A 26,620-nucleotide genomic window follows, 5' to 3' on the forward strand; every position below is an offset into this window, starting at 1 on the left:
CCCGGGAGCCCGCGGATCGAGCGAAGGCAATCAGTCCGGAATAACACTATTTCGCACTGAGTGTTCCCTCGCTCGTTGTTCTCGCGAAGGGCTCCCGAGCGGGAGTTCGTCGGGCATCATTGTGAAGACAGAAATTATCGGTCTTTCCCGACAGAAAGCAACGATATCTGGGTTTCCTGTTGCGGACCTGAAAATTCGATGTGGCAATGGTGTGCATGGTGCTTGTCAGGGCTGACGGGCGCGCCGTCCACCGATGGGGGAAAGACCGTGACCAGATCGATGACTGCACGCCGTGGCGGGAGTGACCAGACCGGGCTCAGAGCGGTGCGCCGCCAGGGTCTGGCCGGCGCCGTCGGCAGCTCACTGGTGCTGACGCTCGGCCTCGTCGCCGCGCCCGTGGTCTACGAGCCGCTGGCGAACGACCTCCCGGCGGCCGAGGCCGTCCCGGGCAGCCCGGGCGTCATGGAGGCGCCGACGAACTTCTACGCGGAGAACTTCGAGAACGTCACGTGGCAGGAGCCGGTGGGCGCCGGGGGCGGGTCGGACGAGGCGGCGTGGGACGCCGACGACTACGTCCAGTCCCTGACGGAGTACCCGTTCGGTGACGACGGGACGGCGGCCGACTTCCAGCCCGGGTATGTCAACGAGAACGGTACGACGACGTACTCGGCAGACAGTCCATGGGCAGCGGGGAACAACTGCAACGGGTTCATCGTCGCCCAGCACACGAACGGGGTCGGTTTTCAGAACCTCAGCGGCGACTTCCCGATACCAACCTCGGGCCCGGCCGCGGCGTGTGGCGAGCCGCGTTCCTTCAACGGGGTGCTGCTGATGGCGAACGTGATGGGTCAGTATCACAACAACGCGAACCAGTACCCGTACTTCGACCAGGATCTCGGAAACCCTGAGAGTCAGTTCGACAACCACGTCGTCAGTTCGTACACCTCGGGATCGGCCATCGAGCCTGGGACGATGCTGGAGTTCGACGAGCCGATCGACGTGGACCCGGGGCGCTATTACCAGGCGTCGGTCGATATCGCGGCGATGAGTTGCATTCCGACGGGGAACGGCGCGATCCCGCAGATCTACCTCACGCAGTCCGACGGTACCGAGTCTCCCGTGTTCTCGAACGCGATCAACACCTGCAGTCCCGGGAGCCTGGGCGAGATCTACCAGTACGGGCCGGGCGGTGGAGCCACCATTCCTCAGGTTGGCAAGCAGCGGACGACGCGCGTCGGGACGTTCCTCGGTGATCAGGCGCTGCGGTCGACCGGCGATACCCTCGGGATCCGGATCAACAACGACCAGTCGGCCACGAACGGCAACGACAGCGCGTTCGACAACCTCGTCGTGCTCGACACCACGCCGAAGATCGACAAGGAGTTCACCCCGGAGCAGGCCCCCGTCGGGACGCCGGCCGAGCTGACCTTCACGATCACGAACACCTACGACCCGGTGTTCGGTGAGGACACACCGTCCGGCCCCAAGGAGGACTTCGGTTTCACGGACACGATCAACGACTCGAACCTGCAGCTCACCGGCACCTCGGAGACGACGTGTGGCGACGGCACGGTCACGGTCGATCCCGCGACGGGCACGGTCGATCTGGTGGGTGGCGACCTCGTCGACCCCAACCTCGTCAGCTGCACGGTGACGGTGGGCGTCACCTCCGACGTCGAGGGCACGTTTACCAACGGCCCCGATGACATGGAGTTGATCGGCCTCAACCCTCCGGGTGACACGGACATCACGTTCTTCGAGGACGGGCTCTCGTGCGATTCTGACGCCTACCTGCTGCAGAACAACCCTGCCGACCTGTCGACGGTCAATCTCGTCAACGGCGACTCGGAGGAGATTCTCTCCGACTTCTATCCCAACAACGTCAATGCGGCCGGGTACAACCCCGTCGAGGACTTCATCTACGGGATCGACAACACGGCCAGCCCTCACGAGATCGTCCGCCTCGGAGCATCCGGGCAGGCGGTGAGCATCGGGGCCCCCGACGATCCGCTGGGCATCGGTTGGCCGAACAGCGCGGGGTGGCAGACCGGTGACTTCGACACCGCCGGATACCTCTGGATCCTCGACGGCCAGCTCAACTCAGGGACACCGTGGCGGCAGATCGACCTCGTGCCGGGGTCCCCGACCTACGGCTCGATCGTCGACGGCGGGCAGGTCGCACGGCCCAGTTCGGTCAGGACGATCTCGGACTGGACCTACAACATCAATGACGGTCTCTTCTACACCTTCTCGGAGAACAGCAATCAGGTCGGGGTGTCTCTGGTGACCTTCGATCCGGCGAACCCGGGCCTGACCGTGGTGGAAGGCCTCGGAACACCGACGGCTCCGGACGGGACCAGCGGACTGATCTTCGGCGCGATGTACTCGGACGCGGATGGAAACATCTACGGGTCGCTCAACAACAACGGCGACATCTTCCGGTACTCACCCGATGGCGAGTTCAGCTTCTTCGCCTACGGTCCTCCCTCGGCCGGGAACGACGGCGCACGGTGTGTCCTCGCTCCGCTCCCGCTGGACTTCGGTGACGCGCCCGACAGCTACAACACGCTCCTGGGGTCAGAAGGTCCGTTCCACTCGGTAGTCGATGACGTCGACGACCCGCTGCTGACGATCGGTGACACGGTGACGGTCGAGTCTGATGGTCAGCCTGATGTGTCGGCGGGGCTGGATGAGGATGATGCGTTTGCGGAGGATCCGACGGTCAATATTGATGCTGCGGAGTCGACGTTGACGATTCCGATCACGAATAACTCGTCTGATGGTGCGGCGTTGGCGGGGTGGATCGACTTCGACCTCAGCGGCACGTTTGACGAGGATGAGCGGTCGGTGATCGACACGGGTCTGGCGACGGGTGATGCGGTGTTGACGTGGTCGGTGCCGGCGGATGCGGTTGTGGGTGATTCGTATCTGCGTCTTCGTGCGGCGCTGGTGCCGGGTGATGATCTCCCGACGGACACGTCGGACATCGGTCCGGGTGTGGATTCGGGTGAGGTCGAGGACTGGCCGATCACCCTCGAAGAGCTCCCGCGCGACTTCGGTGACGCCCCGGATTCGTTCGGGACGTTGGATGCCTCGGGTGGTGCGAGCCATGGGGTGATCGATTACGACGACACGACGAACACGGCTCCGTTGATGCTGGGTGACTCGACCACGGTGGATGTGGAGGAGGACGGGGTTCCGACGGTCGGTGCTGACGGGGACGACCTCGCGGACGTCGACGACGAGGCCGCGATCGCCGAGCCCGTCGTGGCGGGCCTGGACAGCCCGTTCGTGACGAGTGTGACGGCGACGAACGACAGCCTGACGGACGCGACGTTGGTCGGGTGGCTGGATGTGAACAACAACGGTGTCTTCGACACCGGTGAGATCAGCGATGTCGTGGCGGTGCCGGCCGAGTCGGGGGCGGCGGACTATGCGTTGACGTTGCCCGCTCCGACGTCGACGGATGACACGTATCTGCGTCTGCGCCTGTTCGCGGGCGGTAATGACACGCCGTTGCCGACGGGTGCGTGGACCGGTGGTGAGGTGGAGGACTATCTGGTCACGGTGGTCGAGCCGGAGCTGGCGGTGGAGAAGACCGCCTCGACGGACGAGGCTGCCCCGGGCGAGGACGTGACGTACACGATCACGGTGGAGAACACCGGTGCGGTCGACTTCACGGAGTCCAACCCGGCGACGGTCTCGGATGACCTGTCGGGTGTGATTGATGATGCGACGTATAACGACGACGCGGCCGCGACGTCCGACGTGGACGGCAACACGCCGCCTGCCCCGTCGTACACGGAGCCGGAGCTGTCCTGGTCGGGTCCGCTCGCGGCAGGGGAGACGGTGACGATCACGTACACGGTGACCGTCGCGGACCCCCTGTCCGAGACGGGGGACGGGGTGCTGGACAACGTCGTGAGCGCACCGTTCTCGAACTGTGAGGACACCCCGGACGCGCCGGAGTGCAACCCTCAGGTGCCGATCAAGTCGCTGGAGATCACGAAGTCTGCCGACCCCGGTGATGAGGTGCTGGCCGGTGAGACGGTGACGTACTCGATCACGGTCGAGAACACCGGCGGGTATGCCTACACCGCCCTGGACCCGGTCACGGTGACCGATGACCTGACGGACGTGCTGGACGACGCGACGTACGTGGACGGCAGCGAGGACGCGACGTCGAGCATCGTGGCGAACACTCCGCCGGTGCCGTCGTACAGCGATCCGGTCCTGTCGTGGACGGGTCCGTTGGATGTGGGTGAGACGGTCACGATCACGTATCAGGTCACGGTCGACGACCCGCTGTCCGAGACGGGTGACGGGATCTTGGACAACGCGGTCACGGGCCCTGAGGAGTCGACGTGTCCGCCGGACTCGACCGACCCTGAGTGCAACCCGCAGGTTCCGGTCAAGGCGCTGGACATTACCAAGGCCTCGGACGCTGATGGTTCGGTGGCTGCTGGTGACGTGGTGACGTACACGGTGACGGTGGAGAACACCGGGCAGGTGGACTATGTCGACCCGGATCTGGTGGAGATCTCTGACGACCTGTCGGCGGTGCTGGATGATGCGACGTACAACGACGACGCGGCCGCGGTGTCTTCGGACGGTGTGACGGTCGACGATCCGACGTTCGCGGACCCGACGCTGAGCTGGTCGGGCCCGTTGGCTGCGGGTGAGACGGTCGAGATCACGTATTCGGTGACGGTCGACGACCCGCCGGGCGACGGTGCGGACGGTCTGCTCGACAACGCGGTCGTGGGTCCGCCGGAGTCCAACTGTGACCCCGACCAGGACCCTGCGGACCCGGACTGCACCACGTCGGTGGCCTCGCGCTCGCTCGACATCACCAAGTCGGCCGACCCCGCCGGGGAGGTCCTGGCCGGTGAGAGCGTGGAGTACACGATCACGCTGGAGAACACCGGGGAGGCGGACTACACGGTGGCCGACCCGGCGGACATCTCGGACGACCTGTCCGGGGTGCTGGATGATGCGACGTACAACGACGACGCCGCAGCGGTGTCCTCGGACGGTGCCTCCGTTGACGACCCGACGTTCGCGGACCCGACGCTGAGCTGGTCCGGTCCGATCGCGGCCGGGCAGACGGTGACGATCACGTACTCGGTGACGGTCGACGACCCGCCGAGTGCGGGTGCGGACGGCAACCTGGAGAACGCGGTGGTGGGCCCGCCCGAGTCGAACTGTGACGAGGATCAGGACCCGGCCGACCCGGACTGCACCACGCAGGTGCCGGTCAAGTCCGTCGACATCCTCAAGACTGCTGACGGGCCGGAGACCCTGCAGCCCGGCGACACGGTCGAGTACACGATCGAGGTCACGAACACCGGCGGCGTCGACTACGTCGACCCGGATCTGGTGGAGATCTCCGACGACCTGTCGGACGTGCTCAACGACGCCGACTATGACGGCAACGCCGTGGCGACGTCGAACATCGGCGGCAACACGCCGCCGGCGCCGACGTACACCGCCCCGGAGCTGAGCTGGGCCGGTCCGTTGGAGGTCGGGGAGACGGTCACGATCACCTATTCGGTGACGCTCACGGACCCGCCGGGCCCGGATGCGGACGGTCAGCTCGACAACGCGGTGGTGGGTCCGCCGGAGTCCAACTGTGACGAGAACCAGAGCCCGCCGGACCCGGCGTGTTCGGAGACGGTCCCCGAGCCGCTGCTCGAGCTCACCAAGGAGTCCGACGCGGTGGGTGAGGTGCTGCCCGGTGACACGGTGACGTACACGGTCACGGTCGAGAACATCGGTGACAGTGCGTACACCGACGCGGTGCCGGCGTACGTCTTCGACGACCTGACGGATGTTCTGGACGATGCGACGTACAACGACGACGCGGTCGCGACCCCGGATCAGGGCGAGTTCGACTACACCGAGCCTGTGCTGACGTGGTTCGGCCCGCTCGCCCCTGGCGAGCTGGTCACCATCACCTATTCGGTGACGGTCGACGACCCGCCGGGCGACGACGCCGACGGCGTGCTGTTCAACGCGCTGGTGGCCGAGGGCTCCAACTGTGACGAGGACACCGACGACCCGGACTGCACCGACACGGTGCCGGTGCGCTCGCTCGACATCGACAAGTCCTCGGACGCCGGGGACTCGGTGGCACCGGGCGACGTGGTGACGTACTCGATCGCGGTGACGAACACCGGGTCGGTGGACTACACGCTGCTCGACCCGGCGGTCGTCGTCGACGATCTCACGGACGTCTTGGACGACGGCGTCTACAACGACGACGCGGTCGCGACGTCGGACATCGTCGCCAACGTCCCGCCCGCTCCGCAGTACGAGAACCCGCAGCTGTCGTGGCAGGGCCCGCTGGAGCCCGGTGAGACGGTGACGATCACGTACTCGATCACGGTCGACGACCCGCTGGCCGACGACGCCGACGGCGTGCTGGCCAACACGGTCGTCGGGCCTCCGGAGTCCTCGTGCGACCCTGAGCAGGACCCGGCAGACCCGGACTGCACGGTGACCACCCCGATCCGTGAGCTGGGCGTCGTCAAGACGTCCGACGCGGTCGAGTCGGTGGCCCCGGGTGACGTGGTGACGTACACGGTCGAGGTGACCAACACCGGTCAGGCCCCGTACACGGTCGAGGACCCGGCGACGGTGACCGACGACCTGTCGGGTGTCCTGGACGATGCGACGTACAACGGTGACGCGGCGGCGACGTCGGACGGGGACACCACCCCGCCGGCGCCGGTGGCCAGCGCCGTGTCCGAGACGATCACGTGGTCGGGTCCGCTGGAGGTCGGTGAGACGGTGACGATCACCTACTCGGTGACCGTCGACGACCCGCCGGGCGAGGACGCGGACGGTGTGCTCGAGAACGCGGTCACGGGCCCGGACTCGAACTGCCCGGAGGGCTCGACCGACCCGGACTGCACGGTGACCACCCCGGTTCGCGGGCTGGACGTCGTCAAGACGTCCGATGCGGGCGGCGAGGTCGCTGCGGGTGACACGGTGACCTACACGGTCACGGTGACCAACACCGGCGGGTTCGACTACACGGTTCTGACCCCGGTCGAGGTGAGCGACGACCTGACGGGAGTCCTGGACGACGCGGAGTACAACGACGACGCGGCGGCCAACCCTGACAGCGGGACGTTCGCCTACACCGAGCCGGTGCTGACGTGGACGGGTCCGCTCGCGGCCGGTGAGTCGGTCGAGCTGACCTACTCGGTCACGGTCGAGGACCCGCTGGCCGAGCCCGGGGACGGGGTGCTGGAGAACACGGTCGTGGTGCCGGGCACCAACTGCCCCGAGGGCAGCGAGGACCCGGACTGCACGGTGACCACGCCGGTGCGTTCGCTCGAGATCGTCAAGACCTCGGACAACGACAACGGTGAGGTCGATGCCGGTGAGACGATCCTCTACACCATCGAGGTGACCAACACCGGTGCGGTCGACTATGTCGACCCGGACCTGGTGGTGATCACCGACGACCTGTCCAACGTGCTCGACGACGCGGCGTACAACGACGACGCGGCGGCGACGTCGACGGGCGCTGTCCCGCCGGCGCCGACCTACACCGAGCCGGTGCTGAGCTGGACGGGTCCGCTCGCGGCCGGCGAGACGGTCACGATCACCTACTCGGTGACCGTGGACGACCCGCCGACCGGCGACCAGATCCTGTCCAACACCGTCGTGGGCCCGCCCGAGTCGAACTGTGACCCGGACCAGATTCCCGCGGACCCGGACTGCACCGCCGAGATTCCCGAGCACGCCGCGTCGGTCGTCAAGACCTCCGACGCCGGTGAGTCGGTGGTCCCGGGCGACGTGGTGACCTACGAGGTCGTGGTGACCAACACCGGTGCGATCGACTACACGGACGCGTTCCCGCTGAAGGTGGCCGACGACTTGTCCGAGGTGCTGGACGACGCGACGTACAACGACGACGCTGCGGCGGCGCCTGAGGCCGGTGAGTTCGTCTTCGCCGACCCGTTCCTCCAGTGGACCGGTCCGCTGGCGGTCGGTGAGTCGGTGACCCTGACCTATTCGGTGACGGTCGACGACCCGCCGGGTGCCGGCGCGGACGGTGAGCTCACGAACGTCGTGATCGTGCCGGGCTCGAACTGCCCCGAGGGCACGGAGGACCCGGACTGCTCGACGACCACTCCGGTGCGGTCGCTCGACATCGTCAAGACGTCGGACGCGGTCGGGTCCGTCACGGCCGGAGACACCGTGGAGTACACGGTGACGATCACCAACACCGGGACGGTGGACTACGCCGACGGTGAGCTCACGGTCTCGGACGACCTGACCGGCGTGCTCGACGACGCGACGTACAACGACGACGCGGCGGCGAACCCCGACACGGGTGTCTTCGACTACACCGAGCCCGTGCTGACGTGGACCGGTGGCCTGGCCGCCGGTGAGTCGGTCGAGCTGACGTACTCGGTGACGGTCAACGACCCCGACGAGGGCGACGCGTCGCTGGTCAACGCGGTGGTCGGTCCGCCGGAGTCCAACTGTGAAGAGGATTCGGAGGACCCTGACTGCACCGAGACGGTGCCGGTGCGCCGTGCGGAGGTCGCCAAGACCTCTGACGCGGCCGGGTCGGTCCTGCCGGGCGACGTCGTGACCTACACGGTGACGATCGAGAACACCGGGGACGCGCCGTACACGATGCTGAACCCCGCGACGATGGTCGACGACCTGACCGACGTGCTCGACGACGCGACGTACAACGACGACGCGACCGCGATGTCGTCCGTCGTGACGTCGACGCCGCCTGCTCCGGCCTATGCGCGGCCGGACCTGACGTGGACGGGTCCGCTCGCGGTCGGTGAGACGGTCACGATCACCTACTCGGTGACCGTGGACGACCCGCTGGCCGAGTCGGGCGACGGTGTGCTGGACAACGCGGTCGTCGGGCCCGAGGGGAGCAACTGCCCCGAGGGTTCGGAGGACCCGGACTGCACCGAGACGGTGCCGGTCCAGTCCCTGGAGATTGCCAAGACCTCCGACGTCGAGGGGTCGGTCGCACCGGGTGAGACCGTCACCTACACGGTGGTCGTGACGAACACCGGTGCGGTGGACTACACGGACGCCTCCCCGGTGGTCGTGGTCGACGACCTGTCCGAGGTGCTCGACGACGCGGCGTACAACGACGACGCGGCGGCGAGCCCGGCCAGTGGTTCGTTCGTCTTCGCCGACCCGGAGCTGACCTGGACCGGTCCGCTCGTGGCCGGTGAGAGCGTCGAGCTGACGTACTCGGTCACGATCGACGACCCGGTCGACGGTGATCACGTCGTGACCAACACGATCGTCGGCCCGCCGGAGTCCAACTGCCAGGACGGGTCCGAGGACCCTGACTGCGGGACCTCGGAGCCGATTCGTGAGCTCGATCTCGTCAAGACCTCCGACGGAGGCTCGGACGCGCTCGAGAGCGGTCAGGTCGTGACCTACGAGATCACGGTGACCAACACGGGCCAGGCGCCGTACACCGGTGCCGACCCCGCGGTGATCACCGACGACCTGTCGGACGTGCTCGACGACGCGACGTACAACGACGACGCGGCCGTCGACCCGGACCAGGGCCTGCTCGACTACACCGAGCCGGTGCTGTCCTGGACCGGGCCGCTGGACGTGGGCGCGAGTGTCACGATCACCTACTCGGTGACCGTGAACGACCCCGACGAGGGCGACAAGGTGCTGCGCAACTCCGTGGTCGGCCCGCCCGAGTCGAACTGTGACCCGGACCAGACGCCGGCGGACCCGGACTGCACGGAGATCGTCCCGCAGCCCGACCTGACGCTCGCCAAGACGTCCGACGCCGGTGAGTCCGTCTCACCGGGCGACACGGTGACCTACACCGTGAGTGTGGAGAACTCGGGGGCCGTGGCGTACACGGACGACTTCCCGGCCGTGGTCACGGACGACCTGACGGACGTCCTGGACGACGCGACGTACAACGGTGACGCGTCGGCCGACCCCGACCAGGGCACGTTCACCTTCACCGATCCGTACCTGGTGTGGGAGAGCGCGCTCGAGCCGGGCGACGTGGTGGAGCTGACGTACTCGGTCACGGTCAACGACCCGGCCACCGGTGACGGCCAGATCGCGAACGTCGTGACGTCGCCGGACTCGACCTGTGAGGAAGGGTCGGAGGACCCCGACTGCGGGACGAGCACGTTGGTCAAGGACCTGGACGTGACCAAGACGGTGACGCCGGAGGGTTCGGCCGCGCCGGGTGATGAGCTGACCTACGAGGTGACGCTCACCAACACCGGCGCCTACTCGTTCACCGACGCCGACCCGGCGTCGCTGGTCGACGACCTGACCGACGTCCTGGACGACGCGGTGGTGGTCGACGGCCCGACGGTCGACCCGGAGGTGGGCACGCTGACCGAGCTCGACCCGTACATCGTGTGGGTCGGTCCGCTGGCTGCCGGTGACGCGGTGGTCGTGACCTACACGGTCGAGATCAACGACCCGGTGACGGGTGACGGAGTGGTGGCCAACACGGCGTACGCGCCCCCGACCGAGCCGTGCACCGACCCCGACGGGTGTGAGTCGCTGCCGCCGATCGAGCCCCCCGAGGGCTGTGTCGACGGGTCGACTCCGGACGGGCAGCCGTGTGGTTCGACCACGACGCCGGTGCGCGAGGTCGAGATCGTCAAGACCTCCGACGCCGGTGAGCAGGCCGTGCCGGGGCAGGTCGTGACCTACTCGGTGCAGGTCACCAACACCGGCGGGGCGGACTACACGTCCGAGGAGCCGTTGACGGTGACCGACGACCTGACCGGGGTGCTCGACGACGCGACGTACAACGACGACGCGGCCGCCGACCCGGACCAGGGCTCCTTCACCTACAGCGACCCCGAGCTGGTCTGGTCGGGTCCGCTGGATGCCGGGGCGACGGTGACGCTCACTTACTCGGTGACGGTCAACGACCCGGTCACCGGTGACGGGTCGGTGGACAACGCGGTGGTCGGACCGCCGGAGTCGAACTGCTACGAGCCGATGTCGCCCGCGGGTGCCTCGATCGGCGGGGTGCTGCCGATGGCGGCCTCGATCGAGGACTGCTCGACGACCGTCCCGGTCGTCGAACGCCCGCTGGAGATCGTCAAGACGTCCGACGCCGCCACCGACGTGACCGTGGGTGACGACGTCACCTACACCGTCACGGTCACCAACACCGGCGAGGCCGACTACACGGAGACCGACCCGGCCACCGTGGTCGACGACATGACGCAGGTGCTCGACGACGCGACGTACAACAACGACGCGTCCGCCAGCCCCGCGGTCGGGGAGTTCGCGTTCGAGTCGCCGCAGCTGTTCTGGTCCGGGCCGCTCGCCGCAGGTGAGTCGGTGACCCTGACGTACTCGGTGACGCTGACCGGCGAGGGTGACGGCGACGTGCTCAACGTCGTCTTCCAGCCCTCGGGCCCGGGCTGCACCACGATCCCGGACTGTGGCGACATCACCCCGCCGGACCCGGGTGAGTGCACCGACGGGGTGGACGAGAACGGTCAGCCGTGCGACGAGCACGAGTTCACCGTCACACCCCCGACCACACCCACCCCGGGCCCCTCGCTCCCGGTCACCGGTGCCCAGATCGCCGCCCTGGCCGCCCTGGTGCTCCTGCTCCTGATCGGCGGAGCAGCCCTGCTGGGCAGCGGCCGCCTACGCCGCCGCCACGACGGGCACGACGACGCAGGAGGTGTCGGGTCGCTGTAACCCTGCCAGACGAATGAAGGACGGGCGTGGGCCCTGCCGCAACCGCGGCAGGACCCACGCCCGCGTTCGCTGCCCACCGCGGAGACTCATCGCCTAGGCTGCGGGACGTGGAGCCACCCGTGACCCTCACCGCCGTCGCCCAGGACTATCTCAAGGTCGTCTGGTCGGCCCAGGAGTGGTCGGACGAGCCGGTGACGACCAAGCTTCTCGCCGAGCGACTCGGGGTCGGGGCGTCGACCGTCTCGGAGACGGTCCGGAGGCTAGCCACACAGGGCCTGCTCGACCACGCGCGCTACGGTGCCGTCCAGCTCACCGCGCGGGGCCGGGACCACGCCGTCGAGATCATCCGCCGCCACCGTCTGATCGAGACGTTCCTCGTCCAGACGCTCGGCTACGGGTGGGACGAGGTTCACGACGAGGCGGAGGTCCTCGAGCACGCGGTCTCGGACCGGATGGTGGACCGCATCGACGACCTGCTCGGGCACCCGGTGCGTGACCCGCACGGCGACCCGATCCCCACCCGCGACGGGCAGGTGCGCCGGGTCGACGCCGAGCTGCTGGCGCACGTGTCGGCCGGCACCCAGGGTGTCGTCGCGAGGATCTCCGACGCGGACCCCGCGGTCCTGCGCACGCTCGCGGAGCAGGGGATCGATCTCGACGTCGGGATCGAGCTCCTCGCGCGCGACGAGCGGACGGGGGCGATCCACGTCCGCACCACGGACACGGACGGGACGACGGCACCCGAACCCCTGGAGCTCGGGCTCGCCGCCGTGTCCTCGATCTGGGTCTCGCTGAGCACCTGAGTGCGATGCGGTCGGCGACACGGCCGACCGGTGGAACGCCCAGCGGGTACCCAGCATGCGACGCTACCTTGACCGCGCACGCACCCGGCGTGCGATGACCGCGGGCCGACGACGCCCCCGACCGAGGAGTGCCGCGTGAGCGACGACACCCAGATCGACGAATCCGCCGCGAGCGGGTCCCGGCTCTCGACCCGCGTGTGGGCCTGGACCCTCCTGGTCGGCGGACTGATTGGCTTCTACGCCTCGTTCGAGCTCACGATCGAGCGGATCCGCACGCTCGAGGACCCCAGCTACGTCCCGAGCTGCGACCTGAGCGCCTGGGCGACCTGCGGGCCGGCGATGGGCTCCTGGCAGGGGTCGTTGCTCGGCTTCCCCAACCCGCTCGTCGGGATCGCAGCGTTCGCGGTCGTCGTGACCACCGCGGTCGTCGTCCTGACCGGCGCGACCGTGCCGCGGTGGTACCGGTTGGCGCTGCTGGTCGGAGCGACCGTCGGCCTCGGATTCGTGGTGTTCGCGATCTGGACGAGCCTGTACGTGCTCGGTGCACTGTGCCCCTGGTGCATGGTCGTCTGGGCCGTGACGATCCCGATCTTCTGGCTTCACCTCGTCTACTGCGTCCAGGAGCGCGACCTGAGCGTCGGGGAGGGGCTGCGGCGCGCTCTCGTGCAGAACCGGTGGGTGGGTCTGGCGCTGCTGTACGTCGCCGTCCTGCTGTGGGTGATGATCACGATGGGCGACGTGATCGTCGCATCGTTCTAGCCCTGCCCGCCGGTACGATTGCCGGTGTGAGTACGCCTGAGACAACCCCACGGTCCACCGACGCAGCCGGAGCCCCCGGCGAGCCGAGCTTCCGCTACACCCCGGCGATGGCCGAGGAGATCGAGCTCCGCTGGCAGGACCGGTGGGAGTCGAGCGGGACCTTCTACGCCGCGAACCCGTCCGGCGCGCTCACGGACGGCAACGGCGAGCACGCCGGCGACCGTCCGCCGTTCTTCATCATGGACATGTTCCCCTACCCGTCGGGCGCGGGCCTGCACGTGGGGCACCCGCTCGGGTACATCGCGACCGACGTCGTCGGCCGGTTCCGCCGCATGCAGGGCGACAACGTGCTGCACACGCTCGGGTACGACGCGTTCGGCCTGCCTGCGGAGCAGTTCGCCGTGCAGACGGGCCAGCACCCCCGCACGACGACCGAGGCGAACATGGTCAACATGCGCCGCCAGCTGCGCCGGATGGGCCTGGCCCACGACCCCCGCCGGACGTTCGCCACGATCGATCCCGAGTACGTGCGGTGGACGCAGTGGATCTTCCTGCAGATGTTCGGCTCCTGGTACGACGTCGACGCGGTGCGCCCGGACGGCGGCACCGGCCGCGCACGGCCGATCGCGGAGCTCGAGGCCGAGTACGCGGACGGGACCCGTGCCGTGCCGGGCGGCCGGTCCTGGGCCGATCTGGAGGCGGGGGAGCAGCGTGACGTCGTCGACTCCCAGCGGCTCGCCTACGTCTCCGAGGCGCCGGTCAACTGGTGCCCAGGTCTCGGCACGGTCCTGGCGAACGAGGAGGTCACCTCGGACGGGCGGTCCGAGCGCGGGAACTTCCCGGTCTTCCAGCGCAGCCTGCGTCAGTGGAACATGCGGATCACCGCCTACGCGGACCGTCTCGTCGACGACCTCGACCTGATCGACTGGCCCGAGAAGGTCAAGGCGATGCAGCGCAACTGGATCGGCCGGAGCGAGGGTGCGCAGGTGCGGTTCGCACTGCAGCCCTCGGCGTCCGCCCAGGACGCGGTGCCGGGTGTCGACGGGATCGAGGTCTTCACGACGCGTCCTGACACGCTCTTCGGGGCGACGTTCATGGTCGTCGCCCCCGAGCACCCGGTCGTCGACCAGGTGCCGGCCGCGTGGCCGGAGGGGACCAAGGACGCCTGGACCGGCGGACACGCGACGCCGCGGGAGGCTGTGACGGCCTACCGGTCCGAGGCCGCCGCGAAGACCGCGGTCGAGCGCCAGGCGGACGCCGGCAAGAAGACGGGCGTCTTCACGGGCCTCTTCGGCTCGAACCCCGTCGACGGGGCCGCCGTGCCCGTCTTCACCGCGGACTACGTCCTGATGGGCTATGGCACCGGCGCGATCATGGCCGTGCCCGGCGGTGACGCCCGCGACTTCGCGTTCGCCGAGGCGTTCGACCTGCCGGTGATCTACACCGTCGCGCCCGGCGGCGACGTCGACGCGCTCGACCGCGGCGAGGCCTTCACCGGTGACGGACTCGTCGTCAACTCGGCCGCGGCGTCGGACGACGGTGTGACCCTCGACGGCCTCGACGTCGCCACGGCCAAGCGGACCGTCATCGACTGGCTCGAGGCGCGGGGCGCCGGCACCGGTACGGTCACCTACCGGCTGCGCGACTGGCTCTTCTCGCGCCAGCGCTACTGGGGCGAGCCGTTCCCGATCGTGTACGGCGAGGACGGGCGTCCCCTCGCCGTTCCCGAGAACCAGCTGCCGGTCGACCTGCCCGAGGTCCCGGACTACGCGCCCCGGGTGTTCGACGCGGACGACGCGGACTCGTCGCCCGAACCTCCGCTCGGCCGCAACCAGGACTGGGTCGACGTCGAGCTCGACCTCGGCGACGGCCCGCGGACCTACCGGCGCGACACCAACACGATGCCGAACTGGGCGGGGTCGTGCTGGTACTACCTGCGCTACCTCGACCCGACCGACGACGAGCACGTCGTGTCGCCCGAGCTCGAGAAGTACTGGCTCGGTGCGCACCACAACGCCTCGTCGGGCCCTGCGGGGGGCGTCGACCTCTACGTCGGCGGCGTCGAGCACGCCGTCCTGCACCTGCTCTACGCACGCTTCTGGCACAAGGTGCTGCACGACCTCGGCCATGTCAGCTCCCTCGAGCCGTTCGGCAAGCTCTTCAACCAGGGCTACGTCCAGGCGTATGCGTTCCGCGACGACCGCGGACAGCCGGTCCCGGCCGCCGAGGTCGAGGAGCACGAGGACGGCGGCACGACGACGTACACGTGGAACGGCCAGACCGTCACCCGTGAGTACGGAAAGATGGGCAAGTCCCTGAAGAACGTCGTCACGCCCGACGAGATGTACGAGCAGTACGGCGCCGACACGTTCCGGGTCTACGAGATGTCGATGGGTCCGCTGGACCTGTCACGCCCGTGGGAGACGCGCGCCGTCGTGGGGGCCCAGCGCTTCCTGCAGCGGCTGTGGCGCAACGTCGTGGACGAGACCTCGGGCCGGACCACCGTGGTCGAGACCCCTGCGGACGCCGCGACCCTGCGCGCGGTGCACCGGACGATCGCCGACGTGACCGTCGAGATGGCCGAGATGCGGCCGAACACCGCGATCGCACGCCTGATCACGCTGAACAACCACCTGACGTCGCTCGGCGAGGTGCCGCGGGAGGCCGTCGAGCCGCTCGTGCTGATGACCGCCCCGGTCGCGCCGCACATCGCCGAGGAGCTGTGGCAGCGGCTCGGGCACGCGGAGTCGCTCGCGCACGAGCCGTTCCCGACCGCCCTGGACGAGTACCTCGTCGAGGAGTCGGTGACCTGCGTCGTGCAGGTCAAGGGCAAGGTGCGCGGCAAGATCACCGTCTCGCCGTCCATCTCCGAGGAGGATCTGCGCGCCGCGGCCCTCGCGGAGCCGAACGTGCAGCGTCAGATCGGCGACGCGGAGATCCGCAAGGTGATCATCCGTGCGCCGAAGCTCGTCAACGTGGTCGTCTGAACCGTTGAGCGGGGCGAGGTTTCTCGGGGCTCTCGCCGGGACCGAGCGGGCGTTCCGGATGCCGACGCTGGGCCTGCTGCACAAGCAGCAGGCCCCGTCCGTCGTCGCCGTGCTGGCGACCGTGTTCACCCCGGAGCGGCCGTCGGTCGCCGCCGAGCAGATGTACCTCGAGGTCGACGACCTGCTGGTCGAGCTGCACGACACCGGGCACGAGGTGGCCCTGACGGGCCCGGCCCGCGTGCTGTGCACCCGGTGGGTGCGCGAGCGATGGCTCGTGCGTTCGCTCGACGACGGCGGCGCCGAGCACTACCAGCTCAGCAGCTATGCGGCGGAGGCGCTGGCCTTCGTCGACCGTGCGCGCGGCACCCGCGCCCTGGTGAGCGAGTCGCGGATCCGGACTCTCGTCGTCGCGCTCGAGGAGCTCGCCCGGGACGCCGAGCCGGACCGCGACGCGCGGATGCGCGAGCTGCGCGGCGAGATCGACCGCGCCGAGCAGGAGCTCGGCCGGCTCGAGGCGGGGGGAGACGTCGTCGCCGTCGAGGACGACCGGCTCGTCGAGCAGCTCGACCATCTGCTGCTGCTGGTGCGCGAGCTGCCGGCGGACTTCGCCCGTGTCGCCGAGGCCGTCGTCGAGCTGCAGCGCGAGATCGTCTCCGGCCTGCGACAGGACGAGCGGGCCACCGGGACGGTCGTCGAGGAGTACCTGGACGCCTCCGAGACCCTCCTGGAACGCACGCCGGAGGGTCGTGCCTTCGCCGGTGCGATGGAGCTGCTGGGTGACCCTGCCCTGCTGGCGGCCCTCGACGAGCGCGTGGCCGTCCTCCTGGCCCACGACTTCACGGCGGATCTCCCGCCGGAGCGTCGTGCGGCGCTCCGCGGGCTGCGGACCCGCCTCGTCTCCGCCATCGACGTGGTGCTCGCCGCACAGGTCCGGTCGTCGCGGACGGTGACGGCGCAGATCCGGCACCACAACCCGCTGCGGGACCGAGAGCTCGACCGCGCGCTGCGCGAGGCGACCTCGGCGATGGCCGACTGGTTCCCGACGTCGGGGCGTGCGGCCCGGGTCGAGCCGCTGCGCTGGTTCGAGCGTGCGCGGTTCGGCAAGCTGCGGACGTCGCTGCACGACCTGCGGCCGGAGACCCCGCCCGACGGCCTCGACGACTGGACGGACGACGGCGTCGTCGACACGGATGCCGAGCTCGACGGCGTCCGGGCGATGGGCGGACCGCGGCACGCGGACGTCGACGCGCACCTGAGGGCGCTCGGTCGGCCGACGACCGTCGCCGCGGCCTTCTCCGCGGGGCCGGTCGCACTCCGGCGGCCGGTCGAGATCCTGGGGTACCTGGAGCGTGGAGCGTACGACGACGCCGGGTCGGGAGACGTTCCGGCCAGCCATCTGGAGCGCGTCGTCGCCGTCCGGGCGGACGGCAGCGAGAGAGAGTTCGTGGTGCCGCGGGTCGCGGTCACCGAGCCGACGACGGGGGACGAGCAGTGACCGACACCGTGAACGAGGACGACTCCTTCGTCGTCAGCCGTCCGATGGAGGACGACGAGCCGGCGATCTTCGCCGGGGACACCGGGACGCTGCCGCACGAGGCCCGCCGGGCGCTCGCGCTGGTGCTGCAGCGCCGGTACGTCTCTGCGGCCGACCACCCCGCGGAGTGGCGGTCGTTGCTCGCCCACCAGCAGGTGCTGGAGTCGCGGTGCCACGACATGTTCATCGACCTCGTCGTCGACCGCGACTTCGAGCTCGCGTACAAGCGACAGGTTCGCGACGACGGTCTGAGCCACGCCGTGCTTCTGCGGGACGAGCCGTACAAGCGGGTCGAGACGCTGCTGATGCTGTTCGTCCGGACCCAGTTCCGGCAGGAGCACGGAGCCGGGGAGCGGGCGGCCTACGTGGACGCGGAGGAGATGGTCGACTACGCGCTCGGTTTCCTGGCGCACGACGAGACCAACCTCGCGGCCCGACGGCGCGAGATCGACAACGCGGTCGCGACGCTCGTCCGGGAGCACGTCCTCGACGAGGTCGCGCCGGGCCGGTTCCGGATCCTTCCGGTCGTGGAGATCCTGCTCCCGGTCGAGCGACTGACCGAGCTCACCCGGTGGCTGACGGCCGCCGACGGGGAGTCCGCCGACACCGAGGAGTCCCTCGCATGAGCGCCCGGATGAACGACTCGCTCTTCGGGCTGATCCCCGCCGCCTCGGACGGGCGGCAGTGGACCGCGCACAGCATGCAGCTGGTCAACTGGGGCGGCTACCACGGCCACCACGAGGTGCGGTTCTCCGGTGGGGCGACGCTGCTCTCGGGAGCCTCGGGGTCGGGCAAGTCCACCCTGCTGGACGCGTACATCGCCCTGATGATGAGCCACACGACGCCGTTCAACGGGGCGTCGAACGGCACGACCAGCGGGCGTGCACGCGGGCGCGAGCAGCGCTCGGTCCTGTCCTACGCCCGCGGCAAGGTGGACGAGTCCCGCGAGGACGGGTCGACGTCGTCCCGGGACCGCGTGCTGCGCGGAGACGGCGTGGACACCTGGTCGGCGATCTCGATGACGTGGACGGACCAGTCGGGCAGCGCCCTCACGGCGCTGCGGGCCTGGTACGTGCCGCGCGACGCCCAGCGCAACGAGGAGTGCGTCGTGGTGCGAGCGACGGCCGACGAGGTCTTCGACCTCCGACGGCTCGAGGATCTCGCGCCCGGCCGGTTCGCCCGCCCCGGGCTGGCGGACGCGGGACTCTCGCTCTTCGACACGGACGTCGCGTTCGCCACCCGCCTGCACGCCGCCCTGGGGATCGGTGCCGCCGGCGACGGGCACAAGGCGATGCAGCTGCTCGGGCGCATCCAGGCCGGCCAGGCCATTACGACGGTCGACGCGCTGTACAAGGCGATGGTGCTCGAGGAGCCCGAGACCCTGGCTGTGGCGCAGCGGGCGGTCGAGCACTTCGACGAGCTCGCGGCGGTCCGGGAGGAGATGCTCACGGCCACCCGCCAGGTCGAAGTGCTGCGCCCGATGATCGGTCTGCGGGACCAGATCGACGAGGCCGCCGCGTCCGTGGCGCTCCTCGACGGGCTCGGTGCGGCCGGCGCGTCGACCGGCGGCGGTCCGACGCCGTTCACCGCCTGGCGGGACGCACGACGCCTCGCGCTCGTGCGGGCCGAGGAGGCGACGAACCGGGCTGCCCACCGCACGGCGCAGGAGCGGCGTGCGGCTGCGGCCGCCCGAATCACGACCGCCGAGGGCGAGCTCGACGAGGCCCGCGCGGCACGGACCCGTCAGGGCGGCGACGCCGTCGAGGGTGCGGAGCGCGAGGTACGCCGCGCCGCCGAACGGCTCGAGGCCGTCCGGACCGCTCGTGCCTCTCTCGACTCGCCGCTCGACGTCCTGGGGAGGACGGTGGGCTCCGAGCCGGAGCTGGCGCGGCTCCAGCGTGAGGGCCGGGCGTTCGTCGAGAACAGGTCGGAGCGGGCCGCGTCCCGTGAGTCCGCCACGTTCGCCGCGCGTCAGCACGCGAGCGACGTCGGCCGTCGCCTCGCCGCGCTGGAGGCGGAGAAGGAGTCGTTCTCCCGACGGCGCGGCAACGTCGGCGCCGAGGACGACGCAGCGCGCTGCGCGCTGGCCGAGGCAGCCGGCCTGGCGCCCGCGGAGCTGCCGTTCGTCGCGGAGCTGCTGGAGGTCCGCCCCGCGTACGAGCCGTGGCGGGACGCGATCGGCACCGCCCTCGGCGGGTTCGCGACGGTGGTGCTCGTGGACCACGCCCGGCTCGACCGTTTCCGGAGCGCGATCGACTCCGTGGACCTGCGACGCCGGGTGCGGTTCGAGGGGGCCGAGACGGGTCTGCCGCTGGCGGACGACGCCGACCCGGCGACGCTGCCGGGCCGTGTCGAGGTCAAGGCGGGACCGTTCGGAGGATGGCTGGCCGAGCGCCTCGACCAGCGGTTCGACCACGTCTGCGTCGACGACCCGGGCGAGCTGTCCCGACACCCGCGCGCCCTGACCAGGACGGGGCAGGTCTCCGACGGACGGCGCGGCGCGCACGGCGGCGGTCGGCGTGCGTCGGTGCTCGGCTTCAGCAACGCCGCGCGGCTGGACACGCTGACCGAGGAGATCACGGCGGCGCGCACCGATCTGCGCGAGGCCGAGGCAGCGGCCGAGGAGGCTCGTCACGGAGACGCGGCGGAGACCGACCGTGTCGTCGCCTACACCCAGTGCCTCGCCGTCGCGTGGGAGGACGTCGACGTGGCCGGGGCCGAGGCGGCCCTCGCCGAGCGCACCTCCCGGCGCGACGCGCTGCTCGCGGGCTCCGACGTGCTGCAGGCCCTGCAGGACGACGAGGAGCGGATCCGCACCCGGCTCACCGCCCTCTACCGCGAGCGGGCCGACGCCGAGAACCAGGTTCAGGCGCTCGCCGAGCAGTGGGCGGCCATCACCGACCTCGTCGACGAGGTGACGGACGCCGTCGCGCAGGCCGACGACGGCCCGTCGGTCGGGACCGCCGAGCAGACGGCGCGGCTCGACGCGGCGCTCGACGCCGTGCTGGCGGAACCCGCCACGAGCGTGGCGGCGTTCTCTGCGGCCACCCACGCCGTCGTGCGCGAGCTCGAGCGGGACCGCGAGGCGGCCGTGGAGTCCGGTCGGTCCGCGCGCGCCGCGCTCGGGGCGCTCTTCGAACGGTTCTGCGACACGTGGCCGAACCCGAACCTGGGCACGGACCCCGAGGCGTCCTACGCGGACTTCCTCCGGGTCTACGAGGAGATCGAGCACCAGCAGCTCTACCAGCTGCAGGAGCGGTGGTCGCGGACCATCGGCAGGCTCAGCGGCAACGACCTCACGCTCCTGAACTCGGTCATGACCCGGTCGGTGGCGGAGATCCGCGAGCGGATGGAGCCGGTCAACGCGATCCTCTCGACGTTGCCGTTCCGCGACGACGAGCACCGGCTGCGGATCACCGCGACGGTCACCGAGGCCGCGGACATCTCCTCGTTCCGCCGTGCGCTGCGCGACCTTGCCGCCGACCCCGGCGAGCAGACGGCGGCGCAGCGGACCCGGCGGTTCGACCGAATGGCGCGACTGATCGACCGGATCCGTCCGGACAGCCCGGAGCGGCGGCGACTCGTCGACGTCCGGGACCACGTGCGCATCAGTGCCGAGTGCGTGGACCTCGACGGCACCCACGTCAGCGTCTACGACCACATCGCGGGCAAGTCGGGAGGGGAGTCGCAGGAGCTCGTCGCGTTCATCGTGGGAGCCGCGCTGCGCTACCAGCTCGGCGACGCCGGCGCGGCACGGCCGCGGTACGCCCCGGTCTTTCTCGACGAGGCGTTCATCAAGGCGGACGCGCGGTTCGCCGGGCGTGCCGTCGGAGCCTGGCGGGGGCTCGGCTTCCAGCTCGTCATCGGGGCGCCTCTCGACAAGGTCGGCGCGCTAGAGCCGCACGTCGACGTCGTCCTGCAGGCCGTCAAGGACGACCGGGGGAGGTCTCGCCTGGTGACGCTCGTCGGGGCGCCGGAGCCGGCCCCGGCGACGGCCCTGCGATGATGGTCGCGTGACCTCCGTCGACCCCGCCGCGCGCGTCGCCGTCGTCACCGACTCGACCGCGTCGTTCCCCGACGGGTTCGACCACGGTACCGACGTCGTCCCGCTCCACGTGATCGTCGACGGCGCGCCGTTCCGGGAGAAGGTCGACGTCACCGACCACGAGGTGGCGGAACAGCTCCGGGCCGGTACGTCCGTCACGACGTCGCAGCCCTCGCCGCAGGAGTTCCTCGAGGTCTACGAGCGCGTGGCGCGGGCAGGAGCGCGGGCGATCGTGTCCGTCCACCTCTCGGGCGACCTCTCCGGGACGGTGCACGCCGCAGCCCTGGCCGCCACACGGTCGCCCGTGCCCGTGCGCGTCGTCGACTCCCGGACGACGGCGATGGCGCTGGGCTTCGCCGCGGCACAGGCCGCCCGTGCGGCACGCGGCGGGGCGAGCGCTCGTGCTGTCGAGCGGAGGGCGCTCGCCGTCGCGAGCACGAGCTCGGCCACCTTCCTCGTCGAGTCGCTCGACCATCTGCGCCGTGGTGGTCGGCTCAGCGGCCCCGCCGCGGCGCTCGGGACCGTGCTGGGGGTGCGGCCCTTGCTGGCCGTCCGTGACGGGCGGATCGTGGTCGCGCAGAAGGTGCGCACGCGGGCGGCGGCCGTCGACCGGTTGGTCTCGACCGCGGTCGAGCAGACCGAGCGGTGCTCGTACCCGCTGGTGGCCGTGCACCATCTGGGTGATCCGGACCGGGCCCACGACGTCGCGGGTGACCTGGCTCGACGGCTCGGCGTGCACGTCGAGGTCGCGTCGGTAAGCGCCGTCGTCGGGGCGCACGTCGGCGAGGGCGTGCTGGGCGTGATGGTGGCCGACGTCGGAGCCGTTCCGGGCTCTTAGCGTCGTCCACAGCCGTGCTGATCGCGATGCCCGTCCACGGGTGAACCGGGTCTCGAGGGCTTCAGGCGGAGAGCCGCCTAGCGTGCGAGCGTGAGACCCGGCGATCGACTCGACAGCATCGGCACCGCGCGGACGAGCCCGCTCGACGGCGCCGCGCGCGCCTACCGCGCGGCCTACGGCGACCCGGGAGCGCAGACGGGGTTCGACGACGTCCCTCGCCGTCCGCGGCGCGTCCGCCCTCGGCTCGGCATGGACCTGCGGACGGCGGTCTCGGCCGGGCTCGCCGTGCTGATCCTGGCCGTCGGGGTGCTCCTGCTGGACCCCGGTCGGGCCGAGCAGGTTCCGCTCGGAGAGGTGCGGTCGCTGCCCCGCGCCTCGCAGGACGCGGGCGTGGACGAGCAGGACGCGGTCGCGGCAGGCGAGGACGGGTCCCCGCCTGCCGGTCGTGTGTCCGAGTCCGCTCCTGCGGCTCCGGGGGACGACCAGCCGGTTCCGACGTCGTCCCCGCGGCCCGGACTCGTCGTGCACGTCGTGGGCGAGGTGGCGGAGCCCGGTCTCGTCGACCTCGCCGCAGGGATGCGGGTGGCCGACGCGATCGCGGCCGCGGGTGGGCCGACGTCGACGGCCGACCTGGCGGCGCTCAACCTCGCGCGGGAGATCGCGGACGGCGAGCAGATCTACGTTCCTGCACCGGGGGAGGAGGTCCCGGTGGCGTCGGGCGCGGATCCGGGTTCGTCGGCCGAGGCCGGCCGGCCGGCCCTGGTGAACGTCAACACCGCGGACGCGGGCGCACTGGAAGGGCTTCCGGGTGTCGGTCCGGTGCTCGCTGCACGGATCGTCGGGCACCGGGAGGACCACGGGCCGTTCGCCAGCGTGGACGAGCTGGTCGAGGTGAGCGGGATCGGGGACGCCGTGCTCGAAGGACTCCGGGACCTGGCCACGACGTGAGACCGGATGCACGGCTGGTCCCCGTGGCGCTCGGCGCGTGGTGTGCCGCCTGGTGGGCGGTCGGTGAGCCGACGCCCGATCCTGTCGGCCGGGTGGCGTGGGCCCTGGGTGGGCTGGCGATCGGCGCGGTCGCAGTCACCTGCGTGTTCCATCGCACCGGCCCGCCGGGGCCAGTGCCTCGGCGCGTCGGACGGGCCTGTGCCCTGCTGGCCTGCTCGTGCCTCACCGCCGCGTCGGTCCTGGCGGTCGCGGCCGTCGACCTCGCAGCACGCGGCGGGTGCGACGTGCGGGCGATCGCCGCGGCCGGAGGGTGGGTGAGCGTCGACGCGGTCGTGGTCGGTGACCCGGTGCCGACCACCGGGTTCGGCGCCACGCGCTGGCGTCGCGGTCTGGACGTCGTGGTCGTCGAGCACCGATCCGTTCGGTGCGCCGTCCGGACCCCGCTCGACGTCGTCGGCGGTCTCGGCCCTGAGGACGTGGTCGTCGGCGACACGATCACCACGAGCGGTGTGCTGGGCGAGGGGCTCCGGGGTCCTGAGCTGTCCGCCGACGGCCTCGTCGTGACCGCGCCGGCCCCCGCGCTCCTCCGCGTCGTCGCCGACGTGCGGGCGGACCTCCTGTCGGCGACCGACGGCCTGTCCCCGCAGGCTCGTGGGCTCGTCCCCGGGGCTGCCATCGGGGACACCACGAGGGTGCCGGAGGAGGTCACCGACGCCATGCTCGTCACCTCCCTGACACACATCACCGCGGTCTCCGGCGGACACGTCGCGGTCGTGGTCGCCGCCGTCGCGTGGTGCTGCGGCGGGCTCCGGCTGCGGCGCCGCGCCCGGGTGCTCGTCGCCGGCGCCGCGCTCACCGCGTTCGTGCTCCTGGTGCGCCCCGACCCCAGCGTCCTCAGGGCCGCGGCCACCGGTGCGGTCGGTCTCCTGGCTCTCGTCCTGCGGCGGCCGGCTGCCGCGGTGCCCGGACTGTCCGCGGCGGTCGTCGTTCTTCTGGTGCTCGATCCGTGGCTCGCCCGGTCCTTCGGGTTCGTGCTGTCGACCGTGGCGACCGCGGGGCTGGTGACGCTCGCCGGACCGATCGCCCGCCGGATCCCGGGGCCCCGGGTTCTCGCGTTCGCGGTCGCCGTGCCCGTGGCGGCGCAGCTCGTCTGCGGGCCGGTGCTGATCCTGCTCGAGCCGTCCGTCTCGGTGTACGCGGTCCCCGCGAACCTCCTCGCGTGCGTCGCTCTCGCCCCCGCCACGATCCTGGGACTCGCGGCCACGGCCGTGGCTCCGTGGTGGCCCGCGGCGGCGACCCTGATCGCCTGGTGCGCGGGCCTGGCGACGGGGTGGATCGCCCTTGTCGCGCAGGTCTTCGCCGCGTTGCCGGGAGCGAGCCTCACGTGGCCAGAGGGTCTCCTCGGCGCGGCGGGACTTGCCGTCCTGACGGCGGTGGGCGTCGAGGGCCTGCGCCGCGCGATACCTCCGCTCGACGAGCGTGCCGACCCGTGAGCGTCGGCCGGTCGGTGGCTCGTGGCACGCTAGTGCCATGCCCGCCGCCACCGCCCGCCGCTCGTCCGTCGACTGGCGCACCGTCGCCCCCGCACCGTTGATCCTGATCCGGGGGACCGAAGGGCTGCTCGCGGATCGTGCGGTGGCGCGCGTGCTCGAGCTCGCGCGGGAGCAGAACCCGGAGACGGACCGCATCGACGTCGAGGGCGCGACCTACGAGGCGGGGATGCTCGCCGTCGCGACCAGCCCGACGCTCTTCGACGACCCGTCGGTCGTCGTCGTGCGCGGTGCCGAGGCCTGTACCGACGCACTCGTCACGGACCTCGTCGCCTATGCGGCGGCGCCGGATGCGGAGGCGACGGTCGTCGTGGTGCACGGGGGAGGTCAGCGCGGCAAGAAGATGCTCGACGCGATCACCGCCTCGGGGGCTCCGGTCGTGACGTGCGATCCGCTGAAGAAGGACCCCGAACGGGTGTCGTTCGTCGAGCAGGAGTTCAGGGCCGCGCGGCGCAAGGCCGAGCCGGCCGCGGTCCGGGCCCTCGTCGACGCCCTCGGGAACGACCTGCGCGAGCTCGCTGCCGCGTGCACGCAGCTCGTGACCGACAGCACCGGGACGATCACCGCCGAGCTCGTCGACCGGTATCACGGCGGGCGGATCGAGGCGACGGGCTTTCGGGTCGCCGACGCGGCGGTCGCCGGAGCAGCGGGTGACGCGGTGACGATGCTGCGGCACGCCCTGGCGACGGGCGCGGACCCGGTGCCGCTCGTCGCGGCGCTGGCGATGAAGCTGCGGGCGTTGGCGAAGGTGTCCGCGATGCGCGGCGGCGTGACCGCCCGTGAGCTTGGGCTTGCGCCGTGGCAGGTGGACCGGGCCCGCAAGGAGCTGCGGGGGTGGACTCCTGACGGGCTCGCCGAGGCGATCGGCGCGGTGGCGCGTGCGGACGCGGAGGTCAAGGGTGGTGGGCGCGATCCCGTCTACGCGGTCGAGCGGGCGGTGCTGGTGATCGCGCGGAACGCCAGGGCGCGGTAGAGGCCCGGGACGCGCGCAAGGCGCCACCCGACCGGGTGACGCCTTGCGGTGTCGTGCAGGGGCCGTGCATGTCGCACGGCCGACGAGTCCGGGGACTCAGAGCGCGTTCACGGCCTTCGCGAGCGCCGACTTGCGGTTGGCAGCCTGGTTCTGGTGGATAACACCCTTGGTGGCTGCCTTGTCGAGCTTCTTCGAGGCGGCGGTGAGCGCCGTGGTGGCCGCGTCCTTGTCGCCGGCGGCGACCGCCGCACGAACCTGACGCACGTGCGTGCGCAGCTCCGCCTTCACCGAGTTGTTGCGCAGGCGCGCCTTCTCGTTGGTCTTGATGCGCTTCATCTGGGACTTGATGTTTGCCACGTTCAGAACTTCCTGGTGTGTTCGCGTGAGCGAGCGGATAGGTCGTAGAGGGCGGCCACAGCGCCGGGACTCGGGGTGGGGAACCCGTGGAGAGGAACTGTGGCGGTGCCC

Annotated in this window: 12 protein-coding genes; 11 read left to right on the plus strand and 1 reads right to left on the minus strand. The window is 70.7% G+C overall.

What is annotated here, in order from left to right; all coding sequences use genetic code 11:
* The first annotated feature begins 279 nt into the window (after nt 1-279).
* The 11 genes from BLU20_RS07055 (at nt 280) to holA (ending at nt 26,152) form a co-directional block, all read left to right on the plus strand.
* Nucleotides 280-11,715, plus strand: a complete 11,436-nt coding sequence (locus tag BLU20_RS07055; RefSeq protein ID WP_172829041.1) for a DUF7927 domain-containing protein — start codon at nt 280-282, stop codon at nt 11,713-11,715.
* A gap of 119 nt (nt 11,716-11,834) precedes the next feature.
* Nucleotides 11,835-12,518 (plus strand): metal-dependent transcriptional regulator, encoded by a 684-nt coding sequence (locus BLU20_RS07060; protein ID WP_231959136.1) that lies wholly within the window; start codon nt 11,835-11,837, stop codon nt 12,516-12,518.
* A gap of 135 nt (nt 12,519-12,653) precedes the next feature.
* Nucleotides 12,654-13,277 (plus strand): vitamin K epoxide reductase family protein, encoded by a 624-nt coding sequence (locus BLU20_RS07065; RefSeq protein ID WP_157270368.1) that lies wholly within the window; start codon nt 12,654-12,656, stop codon nt 13,275-13,277.
* A gap of 107 nt (nt 13,278-13,384) precedes the next feature.
* On the plus strand, nt 13,385-16,264 hold the full coding sequence (leuS, locus tag BLU20_RS07070) for a leucine--tRNA ligase (RefSeq protein WP_083372087.1): 2,880 nt from the start codon (nt 13,385-13,387) through the stop codon (nt 16,262-16,264).
* A 4-nt stretch (nt 16,265-16,268) separates the two neighbouring features.
* Complete coding sequence (locus BLU20_RS07075) at nt 16,269-17,759, plus strand: DUF3375 domain-containing protein (protein ID WP_157270370.1); 1,491 nt, start codon at nt 16,269-16,271, stop codon at nt 17,757-17,759.
* Nucleotides 17,756-18,424: a DUF4194 domain-containing protein gene (locus BLU20_RS07080; RefSeq protein WP_029253700.1), complete on the plus strand. Its 669-nt coding sequence runs from the start codon at nt 17,756-17,758 to the stop codon at nt 18,422-18,424. Before BLU20_RS07075 ends, BLU20_RS07080 begins: the two co-directional genes overlap by 4 nt.
* Complete coding sequence (locus BLU20_RS07085; protein ID WP_157270372.1) at nt 18,421-21,804, plus strand: ATP-binding protein; 3,384 nt, start codon at nt 18,421-18,423, stop codon at nt 21,802-21,804. The genes BLU20_RS07080 and BLU20_RS07085 overlap by 4 nt, the downstream gene beginning before the upstream one ends.
* Nucleotides 21,805-21,811: 7 nt before the next feature.
* On the plus strand, nt 21,812-22,681 hold the full coding sequence (locus tag BLU20_RS07090; RefSeq protein WP_029253698.1) for a DegV family protein: 870 nt from the start codon (nt 21,812-21,814) through the stop codon (nt 22,679-22,681).
* 90 nt (nt 22,682-22,771) lie between these two features.
* Nucleotides 22,772-23,629, plus strand: coding sequence for a helix-hairpin-helix domain-containing protein (locus tag BLU20_RS07095; RefSeq protein ID WP_231959137.1), 858 nt, complete (start codon nt 22,772-22,774; stop codon nt 23,627-23,629).
* Nucleotides 23,626-25,122 carry a ComEC/Rec2 family competence protein gene (locus BLU20_RS07100; RefSeq protein WP_157270374.1) on the plus strand — a complete coding sequence of 499 codons (1,497 nt, stop codon included), beginning with the start codon at nt 23,626-23,628 and terminating at the stop codon, nt 25,120-25,122. Before BLU20_RS07095 ends, BLU20_RS07100 begins: the two co-directional genes overlap by 4 nt.
* Nucleotides 25,123-25,159: 37 nt before the next feature.
* Nucleotides 25,160-26,152, plus strand: a complete 993-nt coding sequence (holA, locus tag BLU20_RS07105; RefSeq protein WP_083372090.1) for a DNA polymerase III subunit delta — start codon at nt 25,160-25,162, stop codon at nt 26,150-26,152.
* Nucleotides 26,153-26,248: 96 nt separating this feature from the next.
* On the opposite strand, the gene rpsT is transcribed toward holA, so the two are convergent.
* Nucleotides 26,249-26,509, minus strand: coding sequence for a 30S ribosomal protein S20 (rpsT, locus tag BLU20_RS07110; protein WP_029253694.1), 261 nt, complete (start codon nt 26,507-26,509; stop codon nt 26,249-26,251).
* Nucleotides 26,510-26,620: the final 111 nt, after the last annotated feature.

The sequence above is a fragment of the Paraoerskovia marina genome, assembly GCF_900105445.1.
GTDB lineage: Bacteria > Actinomycetota > Actinomycetes > Actinomycetales > Cellulomonadaceae > Paraoerskovia > Paraoerskovia marina.

Excerpts from the sequence above, each read along its gene's own strand:
- holA (WP_083372090.1), top strand. The coding sequence starts at position 25,160 with ATGCCCGCCGCCACCGCCCGCCGCTCGTCCGTCGACTGGCGCACCGTC.
- leuS (WP_083372087.1), top strand. The coding sequence starts at position 13,385 with ATGGCCGAGGAGATCGAGCTCCGCTGGCAGGACCGGTGGGAGTCGAGC.
- BLU20_RS07055 (WP_172829041.1), top strand. The coding sequence starts at position 280 with ATGACTGCACGCCGTGGCGGGAGTGACCAGACCGGGCTCAGAGCGGTG.
- BLU20_RS07085 (WP_157270372.1), top strand. The coding sequence starts at position 18,421 with ATGAGCGCCCGGATGAACGACTCGCTCTTCGGGCTGATCCCCGCCGCC.